The sequence below is a fragment of the Mesorhizobium sp. M8A.F.Ca.ET.057.01.1.1 genome, assembly GCF_003952565.1.
Lineage (GTDB): Bacteria > Pseudomonadota > Alphaproteobacteria > Rhizobiales > Rhizobiaceae > Mesorhizobium.
Window position 1 is genome coordinate 2,168,741 of sequence record NZ_CP034454.1, and the last position, 22,121, is coordinate 2,190,861.

The following is a 22,121-nucleotide window of genomic DNA, read 5'->3' on the forward strand; positions in this document are numbered from 1 at the left end:
CCGTCTGCGAAGGAGCCGATGAGTCTGGCATGACCGTTGCGATCGAGATGGGACACACGACGGCGGGCGCCCCGGCGAAGCTCGATCTCGAGGAACTGCTGGCGACCCGCCTTCTGGTGCAGGGCAATTCGGGCTCCGGCAAGTCGCATCTGTTGCGACGGCTCTTGGAGCAGAGCGCGCCCTGGGTGCAGCAGACCATCATCGACCCGAAGGCGACTTCGTTTCGCTGGGCGAGCGTTACGGCCATCTGGTGATCGATGCCGAGGAGCACACCGAGCGCGGCCTGCAGGCGGCCGGCGAGCGGGCGCGCATCCACCGCGTCTCGACAGTGCTCAACCTGGAAGGGCTCGATGCCGAGAACCAGATGCGGCGCGCCGCCGCTTTCCTCGGCGGGCTGTTCGAGGTCGCGCGCGACCATTGGTACCCGATGCTGGTGGTGGTCGACGAGGCGCAGCTTTTCGCGCCGGCGGTGGCCGGCGAGGTTTCCGACGAGGCGCGAAAACTCTCGCTCGGCGCCATGACCAATCTGATGTGCCGTGGCCGCAAGCGCGGGCTTGCCGGCATCATCGCCACGCAGCGGCTGGCCAAGCTCGCCAAGAACGTCGCGGCGGAAGCCTCCAACTTCCTCATGGGCCGCACCTTCCTCGACATCGACATGGCGCGCGCCGCCGATCTGCTCGGCATGGAGCGCCGGCAGGCGGAAGCCTTTCGCGACCTGGACCGCGGACAGTTCATGGCGCTGGGGCCGGCGCTGTCGCGGCGGCCGCTCGGCCTGCGCATCGGTCCGACCGACACCAGCCCGCGCAACGGCACGCCCAGGCTGATGCCGCTGCCGGAGGCGGCGCTCGAGGATGCCCGAGCCATCATCCTGGCCGCCCCGCCGCCCGAGACGATGCGCGCGCCGCGCCGGGTGGCGTCGCCGGATCTGCTCGAGCAGCTGATGGCGGCAAAGGCGGCGCCGCGCGACATTCGGCCCGAACCGGCGGAGCCCGCGCCCAGCGCCGAGGATCTGGCCGAACGGCGCGAGCGGATGGACCGCATTCTGCGCGCGATCCTGGCCGAACCCGATGCGGGATTTCGCGTCATCGGCGTTCTCTACCAGGAATTCGTGGTGCGCTGTCGCATCGAGGGGCTGGCTTCGGTCATACCCGATCTGCAGGAATTTCGCCGCATGCTGACGCGCGCCCGTGCCGGGGTGGGGTCGGACATGGCCGAGGATGGCGCGTGGCGTGATGTCTCGGTGCGCGCCTCGCTGCTGCCGGAGGACATGCAGGGCGTGTTCATGATGATCGCGCGCGCGGCGAAGGAGGGCTGGCCGTGCCCGAGCGATGGCGCGATCGCCCGCGCCTATGGTTCGCACTCCATGCGCCGGGCCAGGCGGCTGCTGACCTATATCGAGGAGCAGGGCCTCATCGTCTGCCAGCTCGACGGCACGGGAAAGCGCACGGTGACGCTGGTCGAACTCGCCTGGGCCACCGCGCCGGGCGACCCCAACGCCGAGGCGACGGAGCAGGGCAGTCTGGCGCTGTGAGGGCCGATGACTAGCCCAGCTCCCGGTGGATCGCTGACGCAGCCCGGTGGCAATGCCGCGCGGATCCGGGTCATGGGGACGCCGCGATCGGGCACGAATCTCGCCAAGTATTTGATCGAAACCCACCTCGGCATGCCGGTCTCCTTCGACCAGGGCTTTTGGAAGCACGGGGTCTTTCCGGCTCTCATGAAGGGGCGCGCGCTGCAATATGGAGACCTGCCCATCATCGTGATGAGCAAGGACCCCATTACCCAGCTTCTGTCATGGTTCCGTTTCTCCCGGAACGACAGCATCTTCAGGCCGGCCAAATATCTCGGTCCGTTCCTGAACCAGCCGTTCGAAATCAGGCAGGATTTCACGCAACCCAAGATGGAGTACAGGTTCCGCACGCCGGCTGACTACTGGAACCAGTTCTACTTCGCCATGGAAGCGCTTCGCCGCACCGGCGCGCCGGTGCATTTCGTCAGCTACGAACAGCTCGTTTCCACGCCGGCCCTGTGCCTGAGTTCCATTTCCGGTTTTCTCGATCTTTCCCCGCCTTTCGACGCCGGCACCGCGGTGACAATCCCGCGGCACGCGATCGGCGCAAGCAACGACATCGACCGGCCTTCGGACCCAGCCGTCAACCAGGGCCCGTTCGATCCTGCCCGGGCGGATCTGGCAGCCGCGTTGGCCAGGATCGGCTGGCGCAATGCGCACAGAATCCTGCGCGACGTCGACGACGACGTGCTTGAGGCAACGGGCCGGGCCGGATTTCGCATGACCTGCAGGCAGGCGATCAGTCCCGCCGCGATATTGAGGTCATTCATCGGCTTCTGGTGAGGCCAACACAGCGCGAGACGCCGCCCTTACTGGACGGTGATGACACCGTCCACCGCTCGCCATTCCGATGGGGTGGTGGGCGATGTGGAGGGAGTGAAACGGTCCCTCCAAGTGCCCGGCGCGCGGCACGACGCAATAGTCATAACTTCGGTGGAACGCTCTCGGCCATTGGAGGTTGGTAGCCGTCGATTGCTTTACTGGACTGGTAAACGGAGAGCACCCGCCCCGGTTAACGCCGGGGCAGGTTCTTTTTCAGTCTAGGCTTCTCCGGATGGACCGTGGCGTGCGGTACAGGTCACTGGGCTTGCCGCGCTCTCGAAACATCCGGAAGCCTAGGTCTATTTGCGCGCGCGCGCGCTGAGCGTGCGGGCAACACATTGGGCTGCGCCATAAGACTTCAGTCGGACCATTTCCTGGACCTAAGCCTTGCCGGGGAACGCAATGCAGCGGAAGTCGTTGCTAATCGGTGACAACTCAAGAATAGGAGAGGAGAAAGTCATGGCTGACGGCCCAACTGTTGTTAATTCTGGAGGTGGCGGCGGCACTGCGGTCGCTATTGTTCTTGCTATCATCGCTATCGTGGTCCTGCTGATATTTACCGGTGTCATCAATATCCATGGCGGCGGGAAGGACATCAACGTGAAGGTTGAAGCGCCAAAGGTGGAAGTCCCGGCCACTTCAGCGCCAGCGAAGCCCGCAGCACCGGCCAATGGCGGCTGATGTGGCGGCAGTAGAAGCCAGAACAGTTCTGGCGTTCGAAACTGCTTCTCAGTTACAACAAAGAAGGACTTATCATGAAAAGATATCTTGTCGGCGCAGTCGCCGCTGTCGCCTTTGTGGGTGGAATTGGTGTTTCCTTCGCGGAAGACGTCATAGTCCTCAAGCCTGAGCAGCAGACGGTTGTTCGCGAATACATCCACAAGCAAAAGCTCGCATCCGTCAGCCTGCTCGGTGTCGAACTCAACGTCGGCTCCGCTCTTCCCGACACCGTCGAGCTTCACACAATCGACGTCCCCGACGTCAGGTACAAATATACCGTCGTCGGAGATCATGCGGTTCTGGTGGACCCCGATACACGCAGGGTCGTGCAGATCATCGAGTGATGCCGGTAGTTCGACCTGGATCGGCACGAGGCAACCCGCCGTCGCCGCAAATGGCACGGCGGGTTCATTATTGGGGGCCACTTCATCCCCTGTGAACATCGCCGAGACCCGCTCGGGGGGGTGATCTTCAACCGCGAATAGCCGGCTTTTAGTTGCCCAGGTCGCCCTGGCAACGCGGCGTCATGCCTTGCCGCGGGTCAGTCGCTCGAGCGCGTCGATGATCAGGTCGCAGAATTTCGGATGGTCGAGCTTCATCGCCACGGTATGGCGGAAATCGACCTGCTCGCTCGCCGTGCCGCCGAAATGGTGCATGCCGCCCATCTTCTCGAAATTGCAGACCGTCATGCCCTTGGTCCACCGGCCGGCGATTTCGACGCGGATATCGGCCTTCTCGGTGGTGAAGACGCTTCCGTCGATCATGGCCGCGACGCAGCACGCGTCATGGACGGCGGGATACTCGATCTGCAGAAGGCCCCCATGCGTGGTCGCAATGAACTTCCAGATGTCGAGGACGAACTTGGCGATCGGGCCGCCGGGCGCCACCATCGGGCAGTTGGAAGGCAGCTCCACTTCTTTCGATATTGTTCCGGCGTCAGGCCATAGACCCAGCGATCAGTTGGGTGCCGTCAAGACGCCGGCGCCTCGGACAAGCTCAGCCGGTGAATGCCTTGAACGTGTCCTTGGAGGTCAGCAACACCTCGCCCTCGAGCGAAATCGAGAAATCGCCCAGCTGGTACTGGCCTTGGTGGTTCTTGAGCAGGATGTCGCCAGTCACCTTGTTGGGGCCACCCTCGATGCCTTTGACTATCCTGGCGACGTAGCGCAGATTGCTCTTGGCAAAGAGCATATCGCTCCTGGCCAGTTGCTGCGCGAGAAGCTGGCGTTTCGGGTCGTCGCCGATGCCTTGCAGGCGCTTTTCAATGGCCTCGGGGGTGACACTCGCCAAGGCGGTGTTCAAAGCTGGCAGTGCCTTCTGCAGGCTGAACAGGGCATCCGAAGTCATCCTGCCGGCATCACCGTAGGTCAGGCTCTGGTTGCTGATCGCCTTGTTGGCCTGCGCCTGCGGGCTGCGGTCGGCAGCGGCCTCCATCTCGTCCTGGACGGCCCACATATAGTCATATTCTCCCATCGCCATCACCGTTTCCGGTGTCTCGCCCGTGGGGATGAAGTTGCGCGCAACGGTGGAATCTTCGTGTCGGCGGTCTGCCTCGACCATCGAGCCGATGAAGCGTGTATACTCCGCTTGGAGTTCGTCAAAGTTGGCTACGCCCGCGCGCAAATAAGGGTCTTGTGCCGTCGTGGTGGACGTTGCACTGATGGGTGAAGACGCCTGCGCCCCAGCGGCCTGGCCAAAGCTGCCGAACGGATCGTATTCGGTGTCGTCCTCATCACCTGTTGCACCCGGACGAATGACAGGAGGCTCGGTCCGCAGCGCCGTGCCTGCTTTCGCGAACGCGGGCTGGTTGGCGCCTGCAAAGCCGCTCTTGGCCGACATCAGCTTCTGTATCGTAACGGTGAAATCCGGCATGATCTGCATCGAGCAAGCTCTCGGGTTTCACATGCCTTGTGCATGCGTTTCACAGAATGAAGCATAGGCGGTTAAACAATGGTTCAAAGTGAACGCTGGCCGAAAACAAATAGTGGTGTCCAATGCATCACGCCAATACATATCAACAAGGACTAATATAGTTGGCAAAAATACGGAAGCGGCGAGCTTCTCAAAATCGATTCCTTCGCCGCTTATCTCTTGTGCGCAGGCACTGGATTGCTTCATGATCCAAAACGGTGGCCTTCGCGGGATCCTTTCACCGCTCCTCGACGATCCGCAAATACGCCGCCGTGACGAACAGCACGATCAACCCGAACAAGATCCTTCTAGCGCCCTCCGGCATCTGCAGGATGGTCAAGAGCGTCGTCAGCACGGTGAGGATCAGCGCGCCGATGATGGTGCCGGTGTAGCCCCCGCGGCCGCCGAAGATGGAGGTGCCGCCGATGACGGCCGCCGCCACCGAGGGCAGCACCAGCGGTTCGGCGAGCGACAGGGAAGGGGCCTTGATCAGGCCGATATAGAGCAGGCCGGTGATGCCGGCGAGCACGCTGGAGGTAACGTAGAGCGCTGATATGACCTGCCAGTATTGCACGCCCGACAGACGCGTCGCGCGCTCATTGTCGCCGACGGCGTAGAGGAGGCGGCCGAAGCCGGTGCGGGCGAGCGTGAAGACGATCAGCGCCGCCAGCGGCACGAAGAGCAGCAGCGCGTTGGGGAAGCCAAAAGTGACGCCGGTGCCGAGCCAGGCGAGGAAGTCGGGGATCTTGGCCCCCGACGCGATCACCGTGCGCTGGTAGACCTGCAGGCAGCCGGTGCCGATCAGGCTGGTGCCAAGCGTCATGATCAGCGGGTGGACGCGGAAGACACCGACGCCGATGCCGTTGACGAGGCCGATCAGCACCGCCGGCATCATCGCCAGCAGGAACGCCACCGCCGGGTCCTGGCTGACGATCTGCGTCGCCATGATGAAGGCGCTCATCGTCGCCACCGTGCCGACCGACAGGTCGATGCCGCCGGTCAGCATGGTCATGGTCTGGCAGCCGGCAAGGATCGCCAGCGGAATGGCGAATTTGATGGTGTTGGCGATCCAGCGCTCGTTGACGATGCCGGGACGCAGGATCTGCAGGATCACCACCAGGATGACGAGCAGGATGATCAGTGGGACGAGCGGCCGGTCGGCCATGAAGCGTTTTAGGCGGCGGCCGAAGGGGACGGGGGTGATCGCGGTGGTGCTCATGGGGTGGCTCGCGATTGGGGTGGCGCGGCGCTTCTCTGCCTTCTCCCCTTGTGGGAGAAGGTGGATTGGCGCGCAGCGCCGAGACGGATGAGGGGTGTGTGACAGAATGAGGCGTTTGCGTTCCCTGGAACACCCCTCATCCGACCTCGCTTCGCGAGGCCACCTTCCCCCACAAGGGGGAAGGAAGAAGCGCGTGCCGATGCCAGCCTATCATTGCCGCCCCCCATCGTGATGAAAGCCCCGAACATCACGACCGCCACCATGATGGCGCCTTCGATGATGGCGGTGACGTTGGGGTCGATGGCGAGCAAGGTGAGGTCCGTGCGCACCAGGCGCAGCACGAAGACGGCGACGATGGGACCGAGCAGGCCGCCCTTGCCGCCGCCGAGCGCCACGCCGCCCAGCACCACGGCGGCGACGCTGGCGAGCAGATAGGGGCCGGGAATGGGGGCGCCGATGCCGGTGCTCATGGTCAGCGCCAGCCCGCCCATGGCCGCGAACAGCCCGGACAGCGCGTAGGCGATGACCCTTGTGCGGGCGACAGGCACGCCGCTGCGGAACGCCGCCAGCTCGCTCGATCCGATGGCGTAGATGGAAAGGCCGAGGCGCGAGCGCCGGAGCGGGATCCAGATGACGCAAAGGCAGATGACCAGCACCAGCAGCGCCTTGGGCAGCCAGGCGTCGATGGTGTCCGGCAGGCCCGGTATCGGCACGGTGCCCGAGATCATCGCCTTCAGCCATTCGGCGGCGCTGCCGCCCGGCGCGCCGAGTACCAACAGGGCCGCCCCTTGCAGCACGAACAGCATGGCGAGCGTAACGACAATGTCGGGCACCCGGGTGACGACGATGAGCAGACCGTTGAGCGCGCCCAGCACAAAACCCATGGCGAGCACGAAAGGCACCACGAACAGCGCGTATTCCTCGGAGGCGCCCGCCATCATCGAGGCGGCGGTGACGCTGGTCAGCGCCATCATGGCGGCGACCGAGAGGTCGATGCCGCCGGCGATGACGACGACGGTCTGGGCCGCGACGGCAAAGGCGTAAGGCAGCACCGCCCGCGCCAGCGAGCCGAAATCGCCGCTGCCATAACCGGGCTGGATCAGTTTGGTGACGATGAACAGAACGATGAGCAAGGCGAACAGGCCTGACACCCAGCCCTGGCGGCGCAGGAAATGGTTCATGGCTTCGCCTCCGGGGCATCGGAGGCGGTGGGGTCGGCCAATATGCCGATATCGGCCTTGGCGCCACGCGGCAGGCCGTAGGCGGCGCGCATCAGCGCCGGTTCGTCGGCTTCCTCGACCGGAAAGATGTCAACGAGACGGCCGCCGAAGATGACGATGACGCGGTCGCAGACGCGCTGCACCTCTTCGAGTTCCGAGGTGTAGAACAGCACCGACTTGCCGTGGCCGGCGAGTTCGCGCATCAAATGATAGATCTCCTGCTTGGTGCCGACATCGATGCCGCGTGTCGGGTCGAAACACAGGATGGTGCGGGCGTCCGCCGCGATCCAGCGCGCGATCGTCACCTTCTGCTGATTGCCGCCGGACAGGCGCTGCACCTCGCCCTGGGCGCGGGTGTCGATCTGCAGGCGCTGGATGGCGCTTGCCACCGTGGCGCGCTCCTTGCGCATATGAATAGGCCCCCAGGTGCGCAAGGCGGCGCTGAAGGGCAGCGCGATGTTCTCACGCACCGAGCGCTGCATGGCGAGCGCCTCGGAACGGTCGCCTGGCACATAGGCGATGCCGGCGCGGATGGCGTCGATCGGGTGTGAGAATTTTACTGTCTGGCCGTCGACCTCGATCGTGCCGCCGGATGGCCGGATCGAGCCGGCAAGGGCGGCGAACAGCTCGTCCTGGCCCTGGCCTTCCAGCGCCACGACGCCGGCCACTTCGCCATCGGCGAGATCGAAGGAGACATCGCTGAGCTTGGTGCCGACGCGCAGGTTTTTCACGGTGATGCGCGGCCGGGCGGTGGCGGGCGTTGCCATCTGCACGGCGCTGCGGGCGGCGACCTTGGTCTTTTCGATGCGGGTGCCCAGCATCAGCTCGACGATCTTTTCCTCGACGCCCGGCACGATGTCGACGACGCCGACGGTCTCGCCGTCGCGCAGCACGGTGGCGCGGTCGCAAAGGGCCGCGATTTCGACGAAGCGATGGGAGATGAAGATCACCGCGCGGCCGGCGTCGCCCTGGCGCCGCACCACTTCCAGCACCTTTTCGGCAAGGTTGGCGGGCAGCGCCGCGGTCATCTCGTCAAGCAGCAGCACGTCGGGTTCGACGGCGAGCGCCCGGGCCAGATCAAGCACGCGCAGCACGGCGAGCGGAATGTCGCGCGCGGTGTCGCGCAGGTCGAGGTCGGCAATGCCGAGTTCGCGCACCCAGGCGCGAAACGGCTCCACCGGCGTGCCGGTGAGCCGCAGATTGGACAGCACGTCGAGATCGGGGATCAGCGACGGCTCCTGGTAGACCGGCAACAGCCCGGCGCGGCGCGCGGCCGCCGGCGAGCGTATGTCGCGCGCCTCGCCCCGGATCAGGATGCGCCCGGCATTTGCTGAAATGGCGCCGGTCAGGATCTTCACCAGCGTCGACTTGCCGGCGCCATTGGCGCCCATCAGCGCGTGAACTTCGCCCGGCAGGACCGAGAGTGATGCGTTGCGCAAGGCAGCGACCGCGCCGTAATTCTTGGCGACGCCGGAGGCGTCGAGGAGGGGCTGGTGGTCAAATTGATTGGTTCTCGATTTATGTGCTCAAATCATTTCAAATGTCGGCGCCGCCCCTCACTGTCCTGCCGGACATCTCTCCCCGTAGACGGGGAGAGAGAAGCTGTTTGGGGCGCCGGTGCCCTTCCTGCAACGCTGAAGATCGGCGAAACCGGCGACTACGGCGTCCCTCTCCCCGTCACTATACGGGGAGAGGATGCCGGCAGGCAGGTGAGGGGCAGCACCGACGGAAGGTTAGCAGGAGCCTGCTTACTCCCCGGGCCCTTGCAGGCCACGATCTGCTCCTTGGTATAAGTCGTCCAATCCGGGATCGAGATCGAGACTGGCCATTCGTGGCTCAGCGACGGATCGGCGGCGGCCTTCAGCTTGGCCTTGCCTTCATCGGTGGCGTTGTCCCAGAGCTGCGGGTTGACCAGCACGGTCTGCTGGGCCGGCTTCTTGCCGTCGAGGATCTGCAGGGCGAGCGTAACGCCGGCACCGCCGATCGAGCCGGGGTTGGTGACGGCGGCCCCCACAAGACCCTTGACCGAGCTCAGCTGGCCGACGAAGCCGGCATTGTCGGCGCCGACAACCGGCACCAGCGGCGCCTGCGATTCGACCAGCGCGTCGACGATGACGTTGTCGATGCCGGAGGTCCATACGCCGTTGAACGGCGTGCCGGTGGCCAGGAACGACAGCATCTGCTGCTTGGCCTGGTCCTGCTGCCAGCCGGTGAAGACTTCCTGCGCGACCTTCACATCGGGGAATTCGGCCAGCGCCTTCTTGAAGCCTTTGTCGCGATCCGAGTCGGCCGAGGCGCCGGCGGCACCGCGCATGTAGAACACCTCGCCCTTGCCGCCCATCTGGCCGAACAGCCATTTGGCGCCGAGATAGGCGTACTGCTCCTGGTTGTTGGAGATGATGTAGGCCGACGGTTCGGTGACCGCCTGGTCGACGGCGACGACGACGATGCCGGCTTTGGTGGCTTCTTCAAGACCCGCCTTGATGCCGGCCGGATCGGCGGGGTTGACGACGATGGCGTCGACCTTGGCGCTGATCAGGTTGCGGATGTCTTCCAACTGGCCGGCGGCATCGGTGTTGCGGTGCGCGATGTTGAGCTTGGCCACTTCGCCCGAGGCGAGCGCCTGCGCCTTCATGGCGCAGACCATCTCCTCGCGCCAGCCATTGCCTTGCACGGTGTTGGAGATGCCGATCGTGTATTTGCCGGCGGCCGACGAGATGCCCACCGAGGCGAGCAGAGCCGCGCTTGCAAGCAGCGGAACCATGGTCAGATATGTCTTCATTTCAGTCTTCCTCCACATTGTTTTTCAGTTCAGTTCCAACCCGTTAAGCCGTGCCACTCACAAACAGAGTCAAATGGCGCGCCTTGCCGTCATTTGACGAAGGGACGCAGCACGTCGCGGGCGAGCAGAAAACCCCGCTTCACTTGCTCGTCGCTGCCTTCAAATCGCCTGTCCTCGTGCTCAATGATGACCGAGCCGTCATAGCCGGCGCGGTAGAGGCCGGAGAAGAAGCGGCTCCAGTCGACATCGCCCAGCCCCGGCATGCGCGGCACCTGCCAGCCTATCCCGGCCGAAAGGATTCCGCGCTCGTACAAACCATCATGATCAATCATCAGGTCCTTGGCGTGGACATGCAGCATGTAGGGGCCGAATTCCCTGATGAAGCGGGCCTGGTCGATCATCTGCCAGACCAGGTGCGAGGGGTCGAAATTCATGCCGACATCGCCGCCCCAGCTCTCCAGGATGCGGCGCCAGACCTGCGGCGAATAGGCGATGTTGTGCCCGCCCGGCCATTCGTCATAGCTGAAGATCATCGGGCAGTTCTCAAAGGCGAGCTTCACCCCGTGGTCACGCGCATGGGCGACGATCTCGGGCCAGACTTTCAGTGCGTCCTGCCAGTTGACGTCGACCGTCTTGGACGCATCGCCGCCGCAGAAGGTGTTGACGACGGGAACGCCCATATTGGCGGCCAGCACGATGACCTTCTTCAGGTGGCCGATGACGGCCTCGCGGTGGGCGGGATCGGGATGCAGCGGGTTGGGGTAGTAGCCGAGGCCGGAGATGGACATGTTCTTATCCGCCAGCGCGGCGGCAATCTCTTTCGCCTGCGAGGCCGAGGTGCCGGCGGCGTCGATATGGCTTGTGCCGGCATAGCGGCGGGTGGCGCCGGAGGTTTTCGGCCAGCAGGCGATTTCCAAGGCCTCGAAGCCGACGGAGCTTGCCCAGTCGGCGACCTCGCCGAGCGGCGTCTCCGCGAACGGTGCGGTGAGCAGTCCAAGTTTCATCATGCCTCCCTGACCGCGAACCCGCGGTCGATGCCTATAATGCCGATTGTTTGGATCGCTTCAACCTCGCGACTCCGTCTTGTTCCAGGCTGTGTCGAACGGCCGCCATCGGATCGTCCGAAAGCAGTTCGCCCAGCGCTGAAGTCACCGTCTTGCGAAACGTCTCGTCGGCGGCAAGGCCGGGGTCGAAAATCGTGTCGATGGCCAGGATGGCGGAAGCCAGCATCGGCGCATCGCGTCCGGCTTCGTCGGCGATCGCGGCGATCCTGCCGGCATAGGGATCCGACACCGGCCAGCGTTTGCCGAAGCGCGCCGAGGCCAGGATGAGATAGGCCATCCAGCCGGCGACCGGCACCGAGAGCAGGCCGATGCCGGCGCCTTGGCTCAGCCGGTCACGGATCGGGTTGAGCAGGCGCTGGACGATCTTCTGCGAGCCATCGGTGGCGATCTGGTGGTTGCGATGGCGGATCGCTGTGTTCTTTAGCCGGCCAAGGCTCTGCTCGACATACGCTAACGGCTCCATGCTGGGCACAGACGTCAGTGTCGGCAGCGTCTCCTCGACCAGCATGCGCTTGACGAAGACCGACAGCAGCGGGTCGGCGATGGCATCGAATGTGTGTTCGAGCCCGGCCAGCACGCCGAGTGTGGCGAGCGTCGTCTGCGCCCCGTTCAGCACCCGCATCTTGAGATGCTCGAACGGCGTGACGTCATCGACGAAGGTCGCGCCGGCCAGGTCCCAGCGCGGCATGCGGCCGGCGAATTTCTGCTCGATCACCCATTGCCGGAACGGCTCGCCCACCGCAACGGCCCCGTCGCGGTAGCCGAACCATTGTTCGACGCTGTCGAGATCATCCTGTGTCACAGCCGGAGCGATGCGGTCGACCATGGCGGAAGGGAAGGCCGCATTGGCGGCGATCCACTCGGCTAGGCCATTGCCGCGCCGTTCGGCAAAGCTCCGCACGACATTTTCCAGGATGACGCCGTTGGTCGGGATGTTGTCGCAGGAGAGCAGTGTCAGCTTCCGGCCATGCGCGGCCCTGCGCTGCTCCAGCGCCCGCGCCAGGATGCCGGGCAGGCTGCGCGGCGCTTGCGGGTTGGCGAGATCATGGACGATGTCGGGATGGCCGAGATCGAGCGCGCCGGTCGACGGGATATGGCAATAGCCTTTTTCCGTCGCCGTCATCGTCACCAGTTCGATGTCGGGCGAGGCGAGCACGGCGAGCGCCGGATCGGCGCTGTCCTGGCTGTCGACCACCTTCACGATGCTGCCGATGACACGCGCCTCGACATGGTCGTTCTCGCGGATCAGTCTTGTGTAGAGGCCGCCTTGCCGGCCAAGGGTGTCGGCGAGCGCGGGCGGGCGGATGTTGATGCCGACAATGCCCCAGCGGTCGAACTGGAGCGAGAGCAGGTCGTCGGTGTATTCGCCCTGGTGGCAGCGGTGGAAGGCACCGACGCCGAGATGCGCCATGCCGGCTGACAGCGATGCGCGGTCGTAAGCCGGCTTCTGCACGGCGGCGGGAAGCCGGCCAAGCATGGCCGGTCCGAGCGTTTCCAGCGATGCCGAGGCAGCGCTCACCGGTTCGCCCCGATCACCGACTGCTCCTGGTCGATCACCGCGCCCGTCATCGGCCCCGCCGCGTCGGAAAGCAGGAAGACGGCGAGGTTGGCGATATCGTCCGGCCTGAGCAGCCGGCCAAAGGGCTGCGCGGCATTGGCGGCGTCGAGCCAGCCCGGGCCATTTCCGAGCGTCTCGGCCTGCATCACCCGCTCGGCCGGCGTGTCGGTCCAGCCGACGTTGATGCCGTTGACGCGGATGCGATCGAAGCGGTGGGCGTTGGCGGCGTTCTTGGTCAGCGTCGCCAGCGCGCCCTTGGTGGCGGAGTAGACGGCGAGTTCCGGCGAGCCGCAATGGGCGTTGATCGACAGGATGTTGACGATCGCGCCGCCCTGGCCGCGCTTCTTCATGTCGGCGATCGCGGCCTGCATCAGGAAGAACGGCGCGCGCGCGTTGACGGCGAACAGCGCCGCCCAGTCGTCCAGCGTCGCGTCGTGGAAGGACGCACGGTCGGTCAGGCCGGCGGCGTTGACCAGCCCGTCGATGCGGCCGAAGCGCTCGATGCAGGCCTGCGCCAAAAGGGCGGGAGTTTCCGGGTCTCCGAGGTCCGCGGCGACGAAGAGTGTCGGCGTACCGATGGCCGACAGTTCCGCAGCCACGGCATCGCCACGCTTGCTGTCGCGCCCGGTGATCAGCAGGCCACCGGCGCCGGCACGCGCCAGCCCTTCGGCGGTTGCCCGGCCGATGCCTTGCGTCGAGCCGGTGACCAACACGACCTTGCCGTTGAGATGAAGCTCCATTCCTCCTCCCGGAACAAAGTTTCTAGTTTTTGAAATATGGAAGGCAAATTCCCGATAGTCAATTGTGCCAGCGGCGGCTCATGTGCCGCGGCGCGCGGCCACCCCTTGGACCAGCGCCATGCCGACGGCGAGCGAGGCGGCCAGCGAGCGGAAACCGGCGAAGTCGGATTCCACCACTTCCAGCCAGCTGTCCGAGAGCCGGATCAGCGGCGAGAAGGTGCTGTCGGTGACGGTGACGATGTGGGCGCCGCGTTCGTGCGCCACCGCGACGAGGTCGGGCGTGATCGAATTGTAGGGGCTGAAGGACACGGCCAGCACCGCATCCTGCCTGCCGATGCAGCCGACCTGGTCGAGCGCGGTCGAGCCGACATTGTCGACCAGCACGTTGCGCACGCCTTGCTGCGAAAGCGTCAGCGACAGATAGGTGGTGACGGGGAAGGCGCGCTTGGAGCCGATGACGTAGATCAGGTCGGCGTCGGCAAGCGTCGCCACCATCTTGTCGAAGCTTTCGACATCGAAGCCGCTTTCGATGCGGCCGAGCGAGGCCTGCGAGGCGCCGACCATGCCGTGCAGGAAATGCAAGGCGGCATTGGGCTCGGCTTCGGCGCGCTGCTCGCCGCGGCCTTCCGGCCAGGAACCCTTGACGTGGTCCTTGAACAGGCCCTGGAAATCGGAAAAGCCGGAATAGCCGAAGATCTGGGCGAAGCGCACCAGCGTCGAGGGCTGCACGCCGGCCTGCGCCGCCACCTGGGCGATGGTGCCCAGCGCGACTTCGCTCGGATGCTGCCACAGGAAGATCGCCACCTGGCGCAGGCGCTTCGGAAAATGCACCGTGCCGGACGACAGCACCGCGCGCAGCTCTTCGTAGGTCTGCGGCTGTATATAGCCAAGGGCCGCCAGCGAACGCCCGCGCTTGCGCGTTGCCGCCTCGTCGGCACTGGATCGTCCGGATGGTTTTCTCGCCCCGCTCATGAATTCAGGCTAGCGCGATACGATCGTTTTACAATATGGAAATTGGAAATCCTGTTCGAAGTGCTACGTGAAGTAATATGAACATTCAAGGTTGGCGCTCTACGGCGCCGTAGTTCGACGGGGATAGTCAGGAGGAGGAAACATGGTCTACGCAACATCGGAGGGGTCGGCGGGCAAGCGTCTGCGCGTCGGCATGGTTGGCGGTGGCCGCAACGCCTTCATTGGCGCGGTGCATCGGCTGGCCATGCGCCTCGACGACCAGGTCGCGCTGGTCGCCGGCGCGCTGTCGTCCGACCCGGACAATGCCGCCGCCTCGGCCGCCGAAATCGGTATCCAGCCTGACCGCAGCTATGCCGATTATCGCGACATGGCCAAGGCGGAGGCCGCGCGGCCGGATGGCATCGAGGCGATCGTCATCGTCACGCCCAACCATCTGCACGCGCCGATCGCCACCGCCTTTCTGGAGGCCGGCATCGACGTGATCTGCGACAAGCCGCTGTCGACGACGCTCGATGACGCGCAAGCGCTGGTGGCGCTGGCGCGCGCGAAAAAGCGGCGCTTCGTCGTCACCCTCAACAACACCGGCTACGCCATGGTGCGCCAGGCGCGCGAGATGGTGATGGCGGGCGAGCTCGGCCGGATCGTGTCGGTGCATGGCGCCTATATCCAGGACTGGCTGACCAAGCCGATCGACGCCGACGGCCAGAAGCAGGCTGAGTGGCGCACCGATCCGGCGAGGGCAGGGCAGTCGGCGGTGCTGGCCGATATCGGCGTGCACGCCTTCAACCTGGCAAGCTTCATCTCCGGCCGCGAGGCCGAGACGGTGTCGGCGGACCTGTTCACCGCGGTGCCCGGACGCCGGCTCGACGACAATGCCCATGTGCTGGTGCGCTGGACGGACGGCGCGCGCGGCACGATCCTGGCCAGCCAGACGTCGCCCGGCCACTACAACGACCTCTCGGTGCGCATCTATGGCGACAAAGCCGGGCTCGAATGGTCGGGCGCGCGGCCGGAGGAACTGCGTTTTTCCGTCCATGGCGAGGAAACCCGCACGCTGGTGCGCGGCGGCCATGGCTCGACGGCGGAAGCCCGCCGCGTGTCGCGCATGCCGGCGGCGCATCCGGAGGGCTATATCGAGGCCTTCGCCAATTTCTACCGCGACGCCGCCGACATCATCCGCGCCCACCGCTCGGGGGGCGCGGTCGATCCGGCCCGCGCGGCGCAGGTGCCCGACGTGGTCGACGGCGCGCGCGGCGTGAAGTTCGTCGCCGCGGCGGTGGAGTCGAATGCGGCTGGTGGAGCGTGGACGGCGGCGCGGTTTGGGTGAGGTGGCGCCAAGCCTTGGGTATTCGAATAGAATTAGCCGGCGACGGACAACCGGCGAGATCGAACGAATCTTCTCAGCCCATCAGAATCCATGGGGTACCCGAAGGCGTAGCCTTGCAGAATGTCGCAGCCAAGCGCCTTGAGCAGACGGGCGTGCTCCATCGTCTCGACACCCTCCGCTATGATCTCGATGCCGAGGGATTTGCCGATTTCGATGATCGAAGACACGACTTGCCTCTGCTGGGGCGAATTCACGATTGGATCGACCAACTGGCGGTCTATCTTCAGGCGGCGAGGCTGCAATTTGAGCAGACTGACGATTGAGGCGTAGCCGGTACCGAAGTCGTCGATTTCGATGTCGATGCCGAGTTGCTTGATCTGCTCTACGTTCCACGTGATCAGGTCATCGTTGTCGTCGAGGAAGATGGACTCGACGAGTTCAAAGGAGAACGTTCCCTTCCTGATGTCGAGATTTCGCAAACTCGCTATGAGTTGCTCATCGTGAAGGCGCCGTGCTGAAACGTTGACCGACACGCGCGGAACGCCAATCTTCTCCGCGGACCATGCTTCGAAATCCAGAAGCGATTGCTGGAGGATTTTCCGGTCTATCGTCGAGACGACATTCAGTTCTTCCGCGGTCTTCAGGAAAACGTCGGGTGTCAGAATGCCCTTCTCAGGATGGTTCCATCGCGCCAGGGCTTCAACGCCCACGATCTCCCGCGTCCTGGCGTTGAATTGAGGCTGGTAGAATACGATGAATTGATTTCGTTCCAAGCCCGCCAGAATTTCGTCGGCAATTCTCTTCGTGTTGACGATTTCGCTTTGCAACTCGCCGCTGAAGAATTCATGCCGGTTACGGCCGCGTTTCTTTGCCCGATAGAGGGCGATATCGGCATTTACCAGCAGCTGCCGGGTATCAGCGCTCCGACCATCGTCGATTGCAATTCCAACGCTGACGCCAAAACGGCATTGGTGACCGTGGTAGTAAACAGGCCTGCGCATCTCTTCGATAATGCAGTCAGCGAGCACGCCCGCCTGGGCATCATCCTCGTCTATCGCGCAGAGCGCGATGAATTCGTCTCCTCCAACCCGGGCGACGAAACCTCGATCGCCGACGTTGGACTTGAGAACGGATGCCGCATGCACCAGCATAGCGTCGCCTGCCGCGTGGCCAAGCGTATCGTTGATGTGCTTGAAGCGGTCCAAATCCACATGAAGCAGTGCGGCATGGCCGCCGTTCAGCCTAGCCTGTGCGGCATAACCGTCCAGGACCTGGTCCAGGTAACGCCGATTGGGCAAATCCGTCAGCGAATCGTGCATGGCGACATGTTCCGTGCGTGCGTTGGCAGCTTCGAGTTCCGCATTTTTCGACTCGGCCAGCTGTTTTGCACGAACCAGATCGGTGTTCAGCACAACATCGGATGTCACGTCCCATTCCGCCCCCACCATTCGCGGCGAATTGTTTGCGGTCTCGTAAAAGATCGCCCTGGACCGGACATGGCGAATTTCGCCATCTGGACGAACGATCCGGTATTCGGATGAATATGTGCCCCGTCCGGCCACGGCTTTGTCGAAATCTGCAAGTGCACGAGGCAGATCGGCCGGATGAATGGCACCGGCCCAATCCGGATATCCACGTGGTCCCGCGGGCTCTCTACCGTATATTTCGTTGACGCGATCGTCCCACGCTAAATAGTTGGTTTCCAGATCGTGCTCCCACACTCCGATGGCGGATGCTTCCAGAGCTAGTTCCAGTCGTTGCGACAGCCGATGCAGTTCCCAATAGTTCCGCTGCCTTTCATCGATGAGCCTTCCCGCCATCAGAAATGGGGACAAGATCAGCGCAGCCGCGACCATCATGATCGCTCGCAGCAGCCAGGCGTTGGCCGGGGTGCTCGGCCAGCCGCCCTTGGGGATCGCCGCGATCTGCCAGGAGCCTGACGGTATAGTAACCTCGATCATCACCGGATCGCTCTTGACGACCCGTTCGTCACCGAAGAACCGGGCTCCCTTTGCGTCGGGCGCGTCGCTGCCGATGAGGGCGATATCAATCCCGAGATTCTCGTCGAGCAGCCCGCTCGCTCTGTAAAGGCGCTGGATGTCGACGACCGCCGAAACGATTCCCCAGAACCGGTCGGTGTTTCCCGCACCTTTTACGAATACCGGAAATCGACCGATGAAGCCCTGTCCTCCCTGCTCCAGATCGACTGGGCCCGCGAGAACGAGCTTGCGCTCGTCACGCGCACGCAAGGCAGCCGCACGCTGCTGGTCGTTCTTGCGGTAATCGAGGCCAACGGCCTTCTCGTTGCCGGCCATCGGATACATCAAGGAAATGACCAGGTCGGGCGCGCCAGCAATATTTCGAATTTGAGATTCTTCGTTGAACAATCTGCTGGCAAGCTCTGCGAAACGCTGTTGTCCCATGTACGGCTCGGTCGCGATTGCCGCGACCAGTCCTCGCGCCAGCTGTAGGTCGCCGTTGATGTTCCCTTCGAGCTTAGCGCGAACGACATCCACTTCGGTCAGGACGTGCGCGCGGGCGGCCTGATCCGAAAAGATCTTGTTCTGGTGGTCGGCGAACGCCGCGCAAACGGCAATGACCACAGCCGCGATCGCCACCGGAATCCGCGCCGGGGAAAAGACGGCCTCCTTCATGCGGCCGGGCATGCTGGCGAATAGAGCCAATAAGGCGAGATTCCTTGTGCTTGTCAGGCTCTCCGGAAGAGCCTCATCAAGGGAATATTAGTTCGCAATAACTTAATTTTAGCCTTCACAGTCCTTAAAATTTTTGCGCCTTGGAGATCGGGGCGCGTGGACCGCACCGGAATTCGCATATGGCGAAACTAGTGGCTATTGACCTTCTTCTGGACGATCCGATACGTCCCGACGCCCCGTTTGGTTGCCCCAATTGAATAGGCCATCGGAATCTTGGGAGCGTTTTCCGGCAGGCCGTACATATCCTTGCCGGCCCTTACCGCGAATGAAAAATGCTGCCAGGAAACCGTGTCGTGCTCATTGAGAAAATCGAGCGACAGCCCCGCTGCGATCAGCGCGTTCACGACGTCGCTGATCGGATGAATCCACTCATAGTAGCGAGGATGCTTCAAGGTGCGCTCATCGCCGGTATAGGTCAGATCCTCGTTCCAGACGAGAGGCCGCGCCACCGGCGTTCGCCAATCGTCCTTCAACTCGAGCGCAGCAGCCTTGCGATTGCACTGGAACATCAAGGGATGGCCCTCGGCCATGTAGATCCGGCCGCCGGGCCGCAGAAGATCGGCGACCACCCGGGCCCAACGGAAGACATCGTCAAGCCAGTTCACCGACCCCCAGGTGACGTAGACAATATCATAGTTCCGGTCGAGCGCCTCGACAGCCTCGTATAGCGGCGCTTCCACGAAGCGAACGTCGCTGCCCGCCTTGGAGGCGAAAACCCGCGCCGCGGCGATCGCCCTTGGTGAAAAGTCCAGGCCGGTCACACTGCCCGCGCCGAGATTCCTGAGGCTGATCGTATCGAGCCCGATGTGGCATTGCAGATGGACGATGTCCTTGCCGAATATGTCACCGATCTCGCGTGTTTCCAGCTCATAGAGATTGGATCCACCGGACAGAACGTTTTCGATCCGATAGCTGCCGGTTCTGTCAGTCGCGTGCAGCTCTGCCCGATCGTCCCAATTCAGGAGGTTCGCGTCCATGAACGGTTCCAAACTGCCCCCGATCTCAGCCGCGGCATGGTAAACAGCTGGTTAACGCAGATTGCAGCGGGTGAGAGTGCACGTCAATCCCAAGGTATTACGACCCCGTACCCTGGTTCGCGGCGGCGCATGCCCCGCCGTGGACGGCGGCGCGGTTCGGGCGAGTTCTTCGCCGTGAACTAAAGCCGGCGCAGCCGTTGGTCGATGAGCTGGAACAGCCGCTCGTCGTCAACCTCAGTGATGACCCGGCAGACCGGCTGGCTCCTGCCGGCGCCGCTCTCGACCAGCGTTGCCCGCGTGCGGCCATAGGCGCCGGCTTGATCGCATTCGACGTCGATGAACGCGTCGACGCCCCCGAACAGGGTCGGGTCGATCAGAAAGGCGGTCACGCAGGGGTCGTGCAGGCTGGCGTCGGTGCGCGCCTGCGACCAGGCTGTGCGCGAGCACGGCTATTCGACGATCCTGTGCAATTCCGACTCCGATCCTGAAAAGGAAGCAGCGCATCTGACCTTCCTCGCCAGACATGGCTTCGATGGCATCGTGCTCGCCGCGAGCGACCTTATTCCGGAGGCTGACCTGCTGGACAGGCTAAGGATCCCTGCGCGAAACGACCTGACGGCACAGGCCGGCAGCTATCCGGCATCCAGTTGCTCCGCCAGATCCGACAGCATCGGGCGCTGGCCCTGCAAAATCTTCACCTCGGCTTCGGCCAATGTGAACCAACCGGCTCTGTCGACCTCTGGGAATTCCTTCATCGATCCGGATCGCGGCGGCCATTCCATGGTGAAGGTGTTGCTCCTGATGGCGGCGACATCGATGTCGGCCTCGGCGGACCAGGCCGAGACGATCTTGCCGCCCGGTTGCCGGTAGTCGCCGAGGCGCGCGAAGGAGCCTTCGACCTTCCTGCCGAGTTCTTCCCCGGTCTCGCGCCGTGCCGCCGCCAGCTCGTCCTCGCCCTGGTCGACGAGGCCCTTGGGGATCGACCAGGCGCCATTGTCCTTCTTCGCCCAGAACGGGCCGCCGGGATGGACCAGCAGCACCTGGATGTCACCCAAGCTGCGGCGATAGATCAGCAGGCCGGCACTGCGTTTTGCCATGTTTGCATGTCCGTTTGCGGCACTGGTGCGAAGTCGGTCGATCCTGCGTTGATAACTGCCGATCTTGCACCGGGAAATTGCGACGCTATGTCAGGCGCATCCGCATTGCACCTCAAACGCGAGTCCGGCAATCTGATAGCATCGCTTTTGGGGCGGCGTCGAAAGTCAGGTGATTCGTCCGAATGCAGCTGGGTCTGATCGGCTACTATAGCGACTTCGTGGTCTATCCGCTGGTGATCGCCGTACTCGGCGTGGCCGGGCTGATCGAGGCCGGAGAAGAAAGCGCGCCGGACTGGATCGGCACCGCGCTGATCTGCCTTGGCCTGTGGACGCTGATCGAATACGTCCTGCACCGGTTCGTGCTGCATCACGTTCCCTGGATCCGGGACCTGCATGACCGTCATCATGTCGAGGAGCGCAGCCCGGTGGGCACGCCCACCTGGCTCAGCCTGGGCGTGCATGCGCTGGTGGCATTCCTGCCTGTCTGGATGGTCTCGGATTTCGCGACCGCCAGCGCGGTGAGCTGCGGTTTGATGCTGGGCTACCTCTGGTACATCAGCGTCCACCACATGATCCACCACTGGCATCCGACCCATCCGAGCTATCTCTATATGCTGAAGCGCCGCCACGCGGTGCACCACCATGTCGACGAAAGCGCCAATTTCGGCGTGACGTCGATATTCTGGGATCGGATTTTCGGCACCGCGCGGCTTTGACGTGGGCGGGGGGTGTTTCGACAGGCCACCAACATGATTTGTGATCTGCCGGGCGATGATAAACGCCGGGCCTGAAATCTAGGCCGAGCGATCTGGCCAGAACAACCAGATGAGCGCGGCGGCCATCAGGACCCAAATTCCAACGATGAATGCGAGACCGCCGCGGCTGGTCGGCCTGGATCGGCGAATGGCCTCCGCGCGAAACTCCGCCATCAGATCGGCGGGGATCAATTTCACCGCAAGCAGGATGCCGAGCGGTACGATGATCAGATCGTCCAGATATCCGAGGACGGGAATGAAATCGGGTATCAGATCGATAGGACTGAGCGCGTAGGCGGCAACCGCGCCTGCAGCAACCTTGGCGTACCAGGGAACGCGGGGATCGCGTGCGGCCAGCCACAAGGCGACCACATCTCGCTTGATGGCCCTTGCCCATTGCTTTGCCTTGTCAAGGATGATCACACGGCAACCCTCTTTGATAAGATCTCGAAGCGTCGGCGTCTCCGCTCCCTTCGCTTCGATCATTGCAACCATGTTCGCGATCTGCAAACTGACCCGCTACCCAATTTCGCCTCGTCTTGACAAGCCGTGCCTGCCGGATGCTAGTTGCCGCCAGATGCTTGGGCGTGAGGGAACTGCCGTGAGGAAGATTTATCAAAAGCCGGTGCTGGTGAAGCGCGAGCTGCTGTCGGCCGTGACCGCGGCGCCGCCT

Annotated in this window: 20 protein-coding genes and 2 pseudogenes; 7 read left to right on the forward strand and 15 right to left on the reverse strand. The window is 63.7% G+C overall.

The window, feature by feature from the left end:
• Positions 1-29: 29 nt before the first annotated feature.
• From EJ077_RS09945 to EJ077_RS09960, 4 genes and pseudogenes are all read left to right on the forward strand, one after another.
• Positions 30-1,531: pseudogene (locus EJ077_RS09945) on the forward strand (DUF87 domain-containing protein).
• A gap of 72 nt (positions 1,532-1,603) precedes the next feature.
• Positions 1,604-2,353: a hypothetical protein gene (locus EJ077_RS09950; RefSeq protein ID WP_208701592.1), complete on the forward strand. Its 750-nt coding sequence runs from the start codon at positions 1,604-1,606 to the stop codon at positions 2,351-2,353.
• A gap of 498 nt (positions 2,354-2,851) precedes the next feature.
• Positions 2,852-3,073, forward strand: coding sequence for a hypothetical protein (locus EJ077_RS09955; protein WP_210212163.1), 222 nt, complete (start codon positions 2,852-2,854; stop codon positions 3,071-3,073).
• Positions 3,074-3,147: 74 nt separating this feature from the next.
• On the forward strand, positions 3,148-3,456 hold the full coding sequence (locus EJ077_RS09960) for a DUF1236 domain-containing protein (protein WP_208701595.1): 309 nt from the start codon (positions 3,148-3,150) through the stop codon (positions 3,454-3,456).
• Positions 3,457-3,636: 180 nt separating this feature from the next.
• On the opposite strand, the gene EJ077_RS09965 is transcribed toward EJ077_RS09960, so the two are convergent.
• The 10 genes from EJ077_RS09965 to EJ077_RS10010 form a co-directional block, all read right to left on the reverse strand.
• Complete coding sequence (locus EJ077_RS09965) at positions 3,637-4,026, reverse strand: nucleoside hydrolase (protein ID WP_245458701.1); 390 nt, start codon at positions 4,024-4,026, stop codon at positions 3,637-3,639.
• A gap of 82 nt (positions 4,027-4,108) precedes the next feature.
• A complete protein-coding gene (locus EJ077_RS09970; RefSeq protein WP_208701597.1) occupies positions 4,109-4,993 on the reverse strand; it encodes a hypothetical protein in 885 nt (294 codons plus the stop codon).
• 268 nt (positions 4,994-5,261) lie between these two features.
• Complete coding sequence (locus EJ077_RS09975; RefSeq protein WP_208701599.1) at positions 5,262-6,242, reverse strand: ABC transporter permease; 981 nt, start codon at positions 6,240-6,242, stop codon at positions 5,262-5,264.
• A complete protein-coding gene (locus tag EJ077_RS09980) occupies positions 6,239-7,423 on the reverse strand; it encodes an ABC transporter permease (protein ID WP_245458702.1) in 1,185 nt (394 codons plus the stop codon). Before EJ077_RS09980 ends, EJ077_RS09975 begins: the two co-directional genes overlap by 4 nt.
• A complete protein-coding gene (locus EJ077_RS09985; RefSeq protein ID WP_245458703.1) occupies positions 7,420-8,901 on the reverse strand; it encodes a sugar ABC transporter ATP-binding protein in 1,482 nt (493 codons plus the stop codon). The genes EJ077_RS09980 and EJ077_RS09985 overlap by 4 nt, the downstream gene beginning before the upstream one ends.
• 218 nt (positions 8,902-9,119) lie before the next feature.
• Positions 9,120-10,244: an ABC transporter substrate-binding protein gene (locus EJ077_RS09990; RefSeq protein WP_245458704.1), complete on the reverse strand. Its 1,125-nt coding sequence runs from the start codon at positions 10,242-10,244 to the stop codon at positions 9,120-9,122.
• A gap of 89 nt (positions 10,245-10,333) precedes the next feature.
• The gene (locus EJ077_RS09995) at positions 10,334-11,248 is read right to left on the reverse strand and encodes a sugar phosphate isomerase/epimerase family protein (RefSeq protein WP_208701601.1); all 915 of its coding nucleotides are present in this window, start codon (positions 11,246-11,248) and stop codon (positions 10,334-10,336) included.
• A 34-nt stretch (positions 11,249-11,282) separates the two neighbouring features.
• Positions 11,283-12,785: a mannitol dehydrogenase family protein gene (locus EJ077_RS10000; protein WP_208702962.1), complete on the reverse strand. Its 1,503-nt coding sequence runs from the start codon at positions 12,783-12,785 to the stop codon at positions 11,283-11,285.
• Positions 12,786-12,823: 38 nt separating this feature from the next.
• Positions 12,824-13,606 (reverse strand): SDR family oxidoreductase, encoded by a 783-nt coding sequence (locus tag EJ077_RS10005; protein ID WP_208701603.1) that lies wholly within the window; start codon positions 13,604-13,606, stop codon positions 12,824-12,826.
• 78 nt (positions 13,607-13,684) lie between these two features.
• Positions 13,685-14,578, reverse strand: a complete 894-nt coding sequence (locus EJ077_RS10010) for a MurR/RpiR family transcriptional regulator (RefSeq protein ID WP_208701605.1) — start codon at positions 14,576-14,578, stop codon at positions 13,685-13,687.
• 142 nt (positions 14,579-14,720) lie between these two features.
• Between EJ077_RS10010 and EJ077_RS10015 the strand changes: the two genes are divergently transcribed.
• A complete protein-coding gene (locus tag EJ077_RS10015) occupies positions 14,721-15,905 on the forward strand; it encodes a Gfo/Idh/MocA family protein (protein ID WP_208701607.1) in 1,185 nt (394 codons plus the stop codon).
• Between the two features lie 32 nt (positions 15,906-15,937).
• Here EJ077_RS10015 and EJ077_RS10020 read toward each other — a convergent pair whose 3' ends face one another.
• The 3 genes from EJ077_RS10020 to EJ077_RS10030 form a co-directional block, all read right to left on the reverse strand.
• Entirely contained in the window at positions 15,938-18,559 is a 2,622-nt protein-coding gene (locus tag EJ077_RS10020; protein ID WP_208701609.1) for an EAL domain-containing protein, read from the reverse strand.
• Between the two features lie 188 nt (positions 18,560-18,747).
• Entirely contained in the window at positions 18,748-19,596 is an 849-nt protein-coding gene (locus tag EJ077_RS10025) for a class I SAM-dependent methyltransferase (RefSeq protein ID WP_245458705.1), read from the reverse strand.
• 179 nt (positions 19,597-19,775) lie between these two features.
• On the reverse strand, positions 19,776-19,985 hold the full coding sequence (locus tag EJ077_RS10030; RefSeq protein ID WP_208701613.1) for a hypothetical protein: 210 nt from the start codon (positions 19,983-19,985) through the stop codon (positions 19,776-19,778).
• Here EJ077_RS10030 and EJ077_RS32760 point away from each other — a divergent pair.
• Positions 19,933-20,097: pseudogene (locus tag EJ077_RS32760) on the forward strand (hypothetical protein); the annotation flags it as partial. The gene EJ077_RS10030 and the pseudogene EJ077_RS32760 sit on opposite strands and share 53 nt — an antisense overlap.
• A gap of 131 nt (positions 20,098-20,228) precedes the next feature.
• On the opposite strand, the gene EJ077_RS10035 reads toward EJ077_RS32760, so the two are convergent.
• Positions 20,229-20,693 carry an NUDIX domain-containing protein gene (locus tag EJ077_RS10035; RefSeq protein ID WP_208701615.1) on the reverse strand — a complete coding sequence of 155 codons (465 nt, stop codon included), beginning with the start codon at positions 20,691-20,693 and terminating at the stop codon, positions 20,229-20,231.
• 182 nt (positions 20,694-20,875) lie between these two features.
• On the opposite strand from EJ077_RS10035, the gene EJ077_RS10040 reads away from it, so the two are divergent.
• The gene (locus tag EJ077_RS10040; RefSeq protein ID WP_208701617.1) at positions 20,876-21,409 is read left to right on the forward strand and encodes a sterol desaturase family protein; all 534 of its coding nucleotides are present in this window, start codon (positions 20,876-20,878) and stop codon (positions 21,407-21,409) included.
• A 78-nt stretch (positions 21,410-21,487) separates the two neighbouring features.
• On the opposite strand, the gene EJ077_RS10045 is transcribed toward EJ077_RS10040, so the two are convergent.
• Positions 21,488-21,871, reverse strand: coding sequence for a YkvA family protein (locus EJ077_RS10045; protein WP_208702963.1), 384 nt, complete (start codon positions 21,869-21,871; stop codon positions 21,488-21,490).
• Positions 21,872-22,121: the final 250 nt, after the last annotated feature.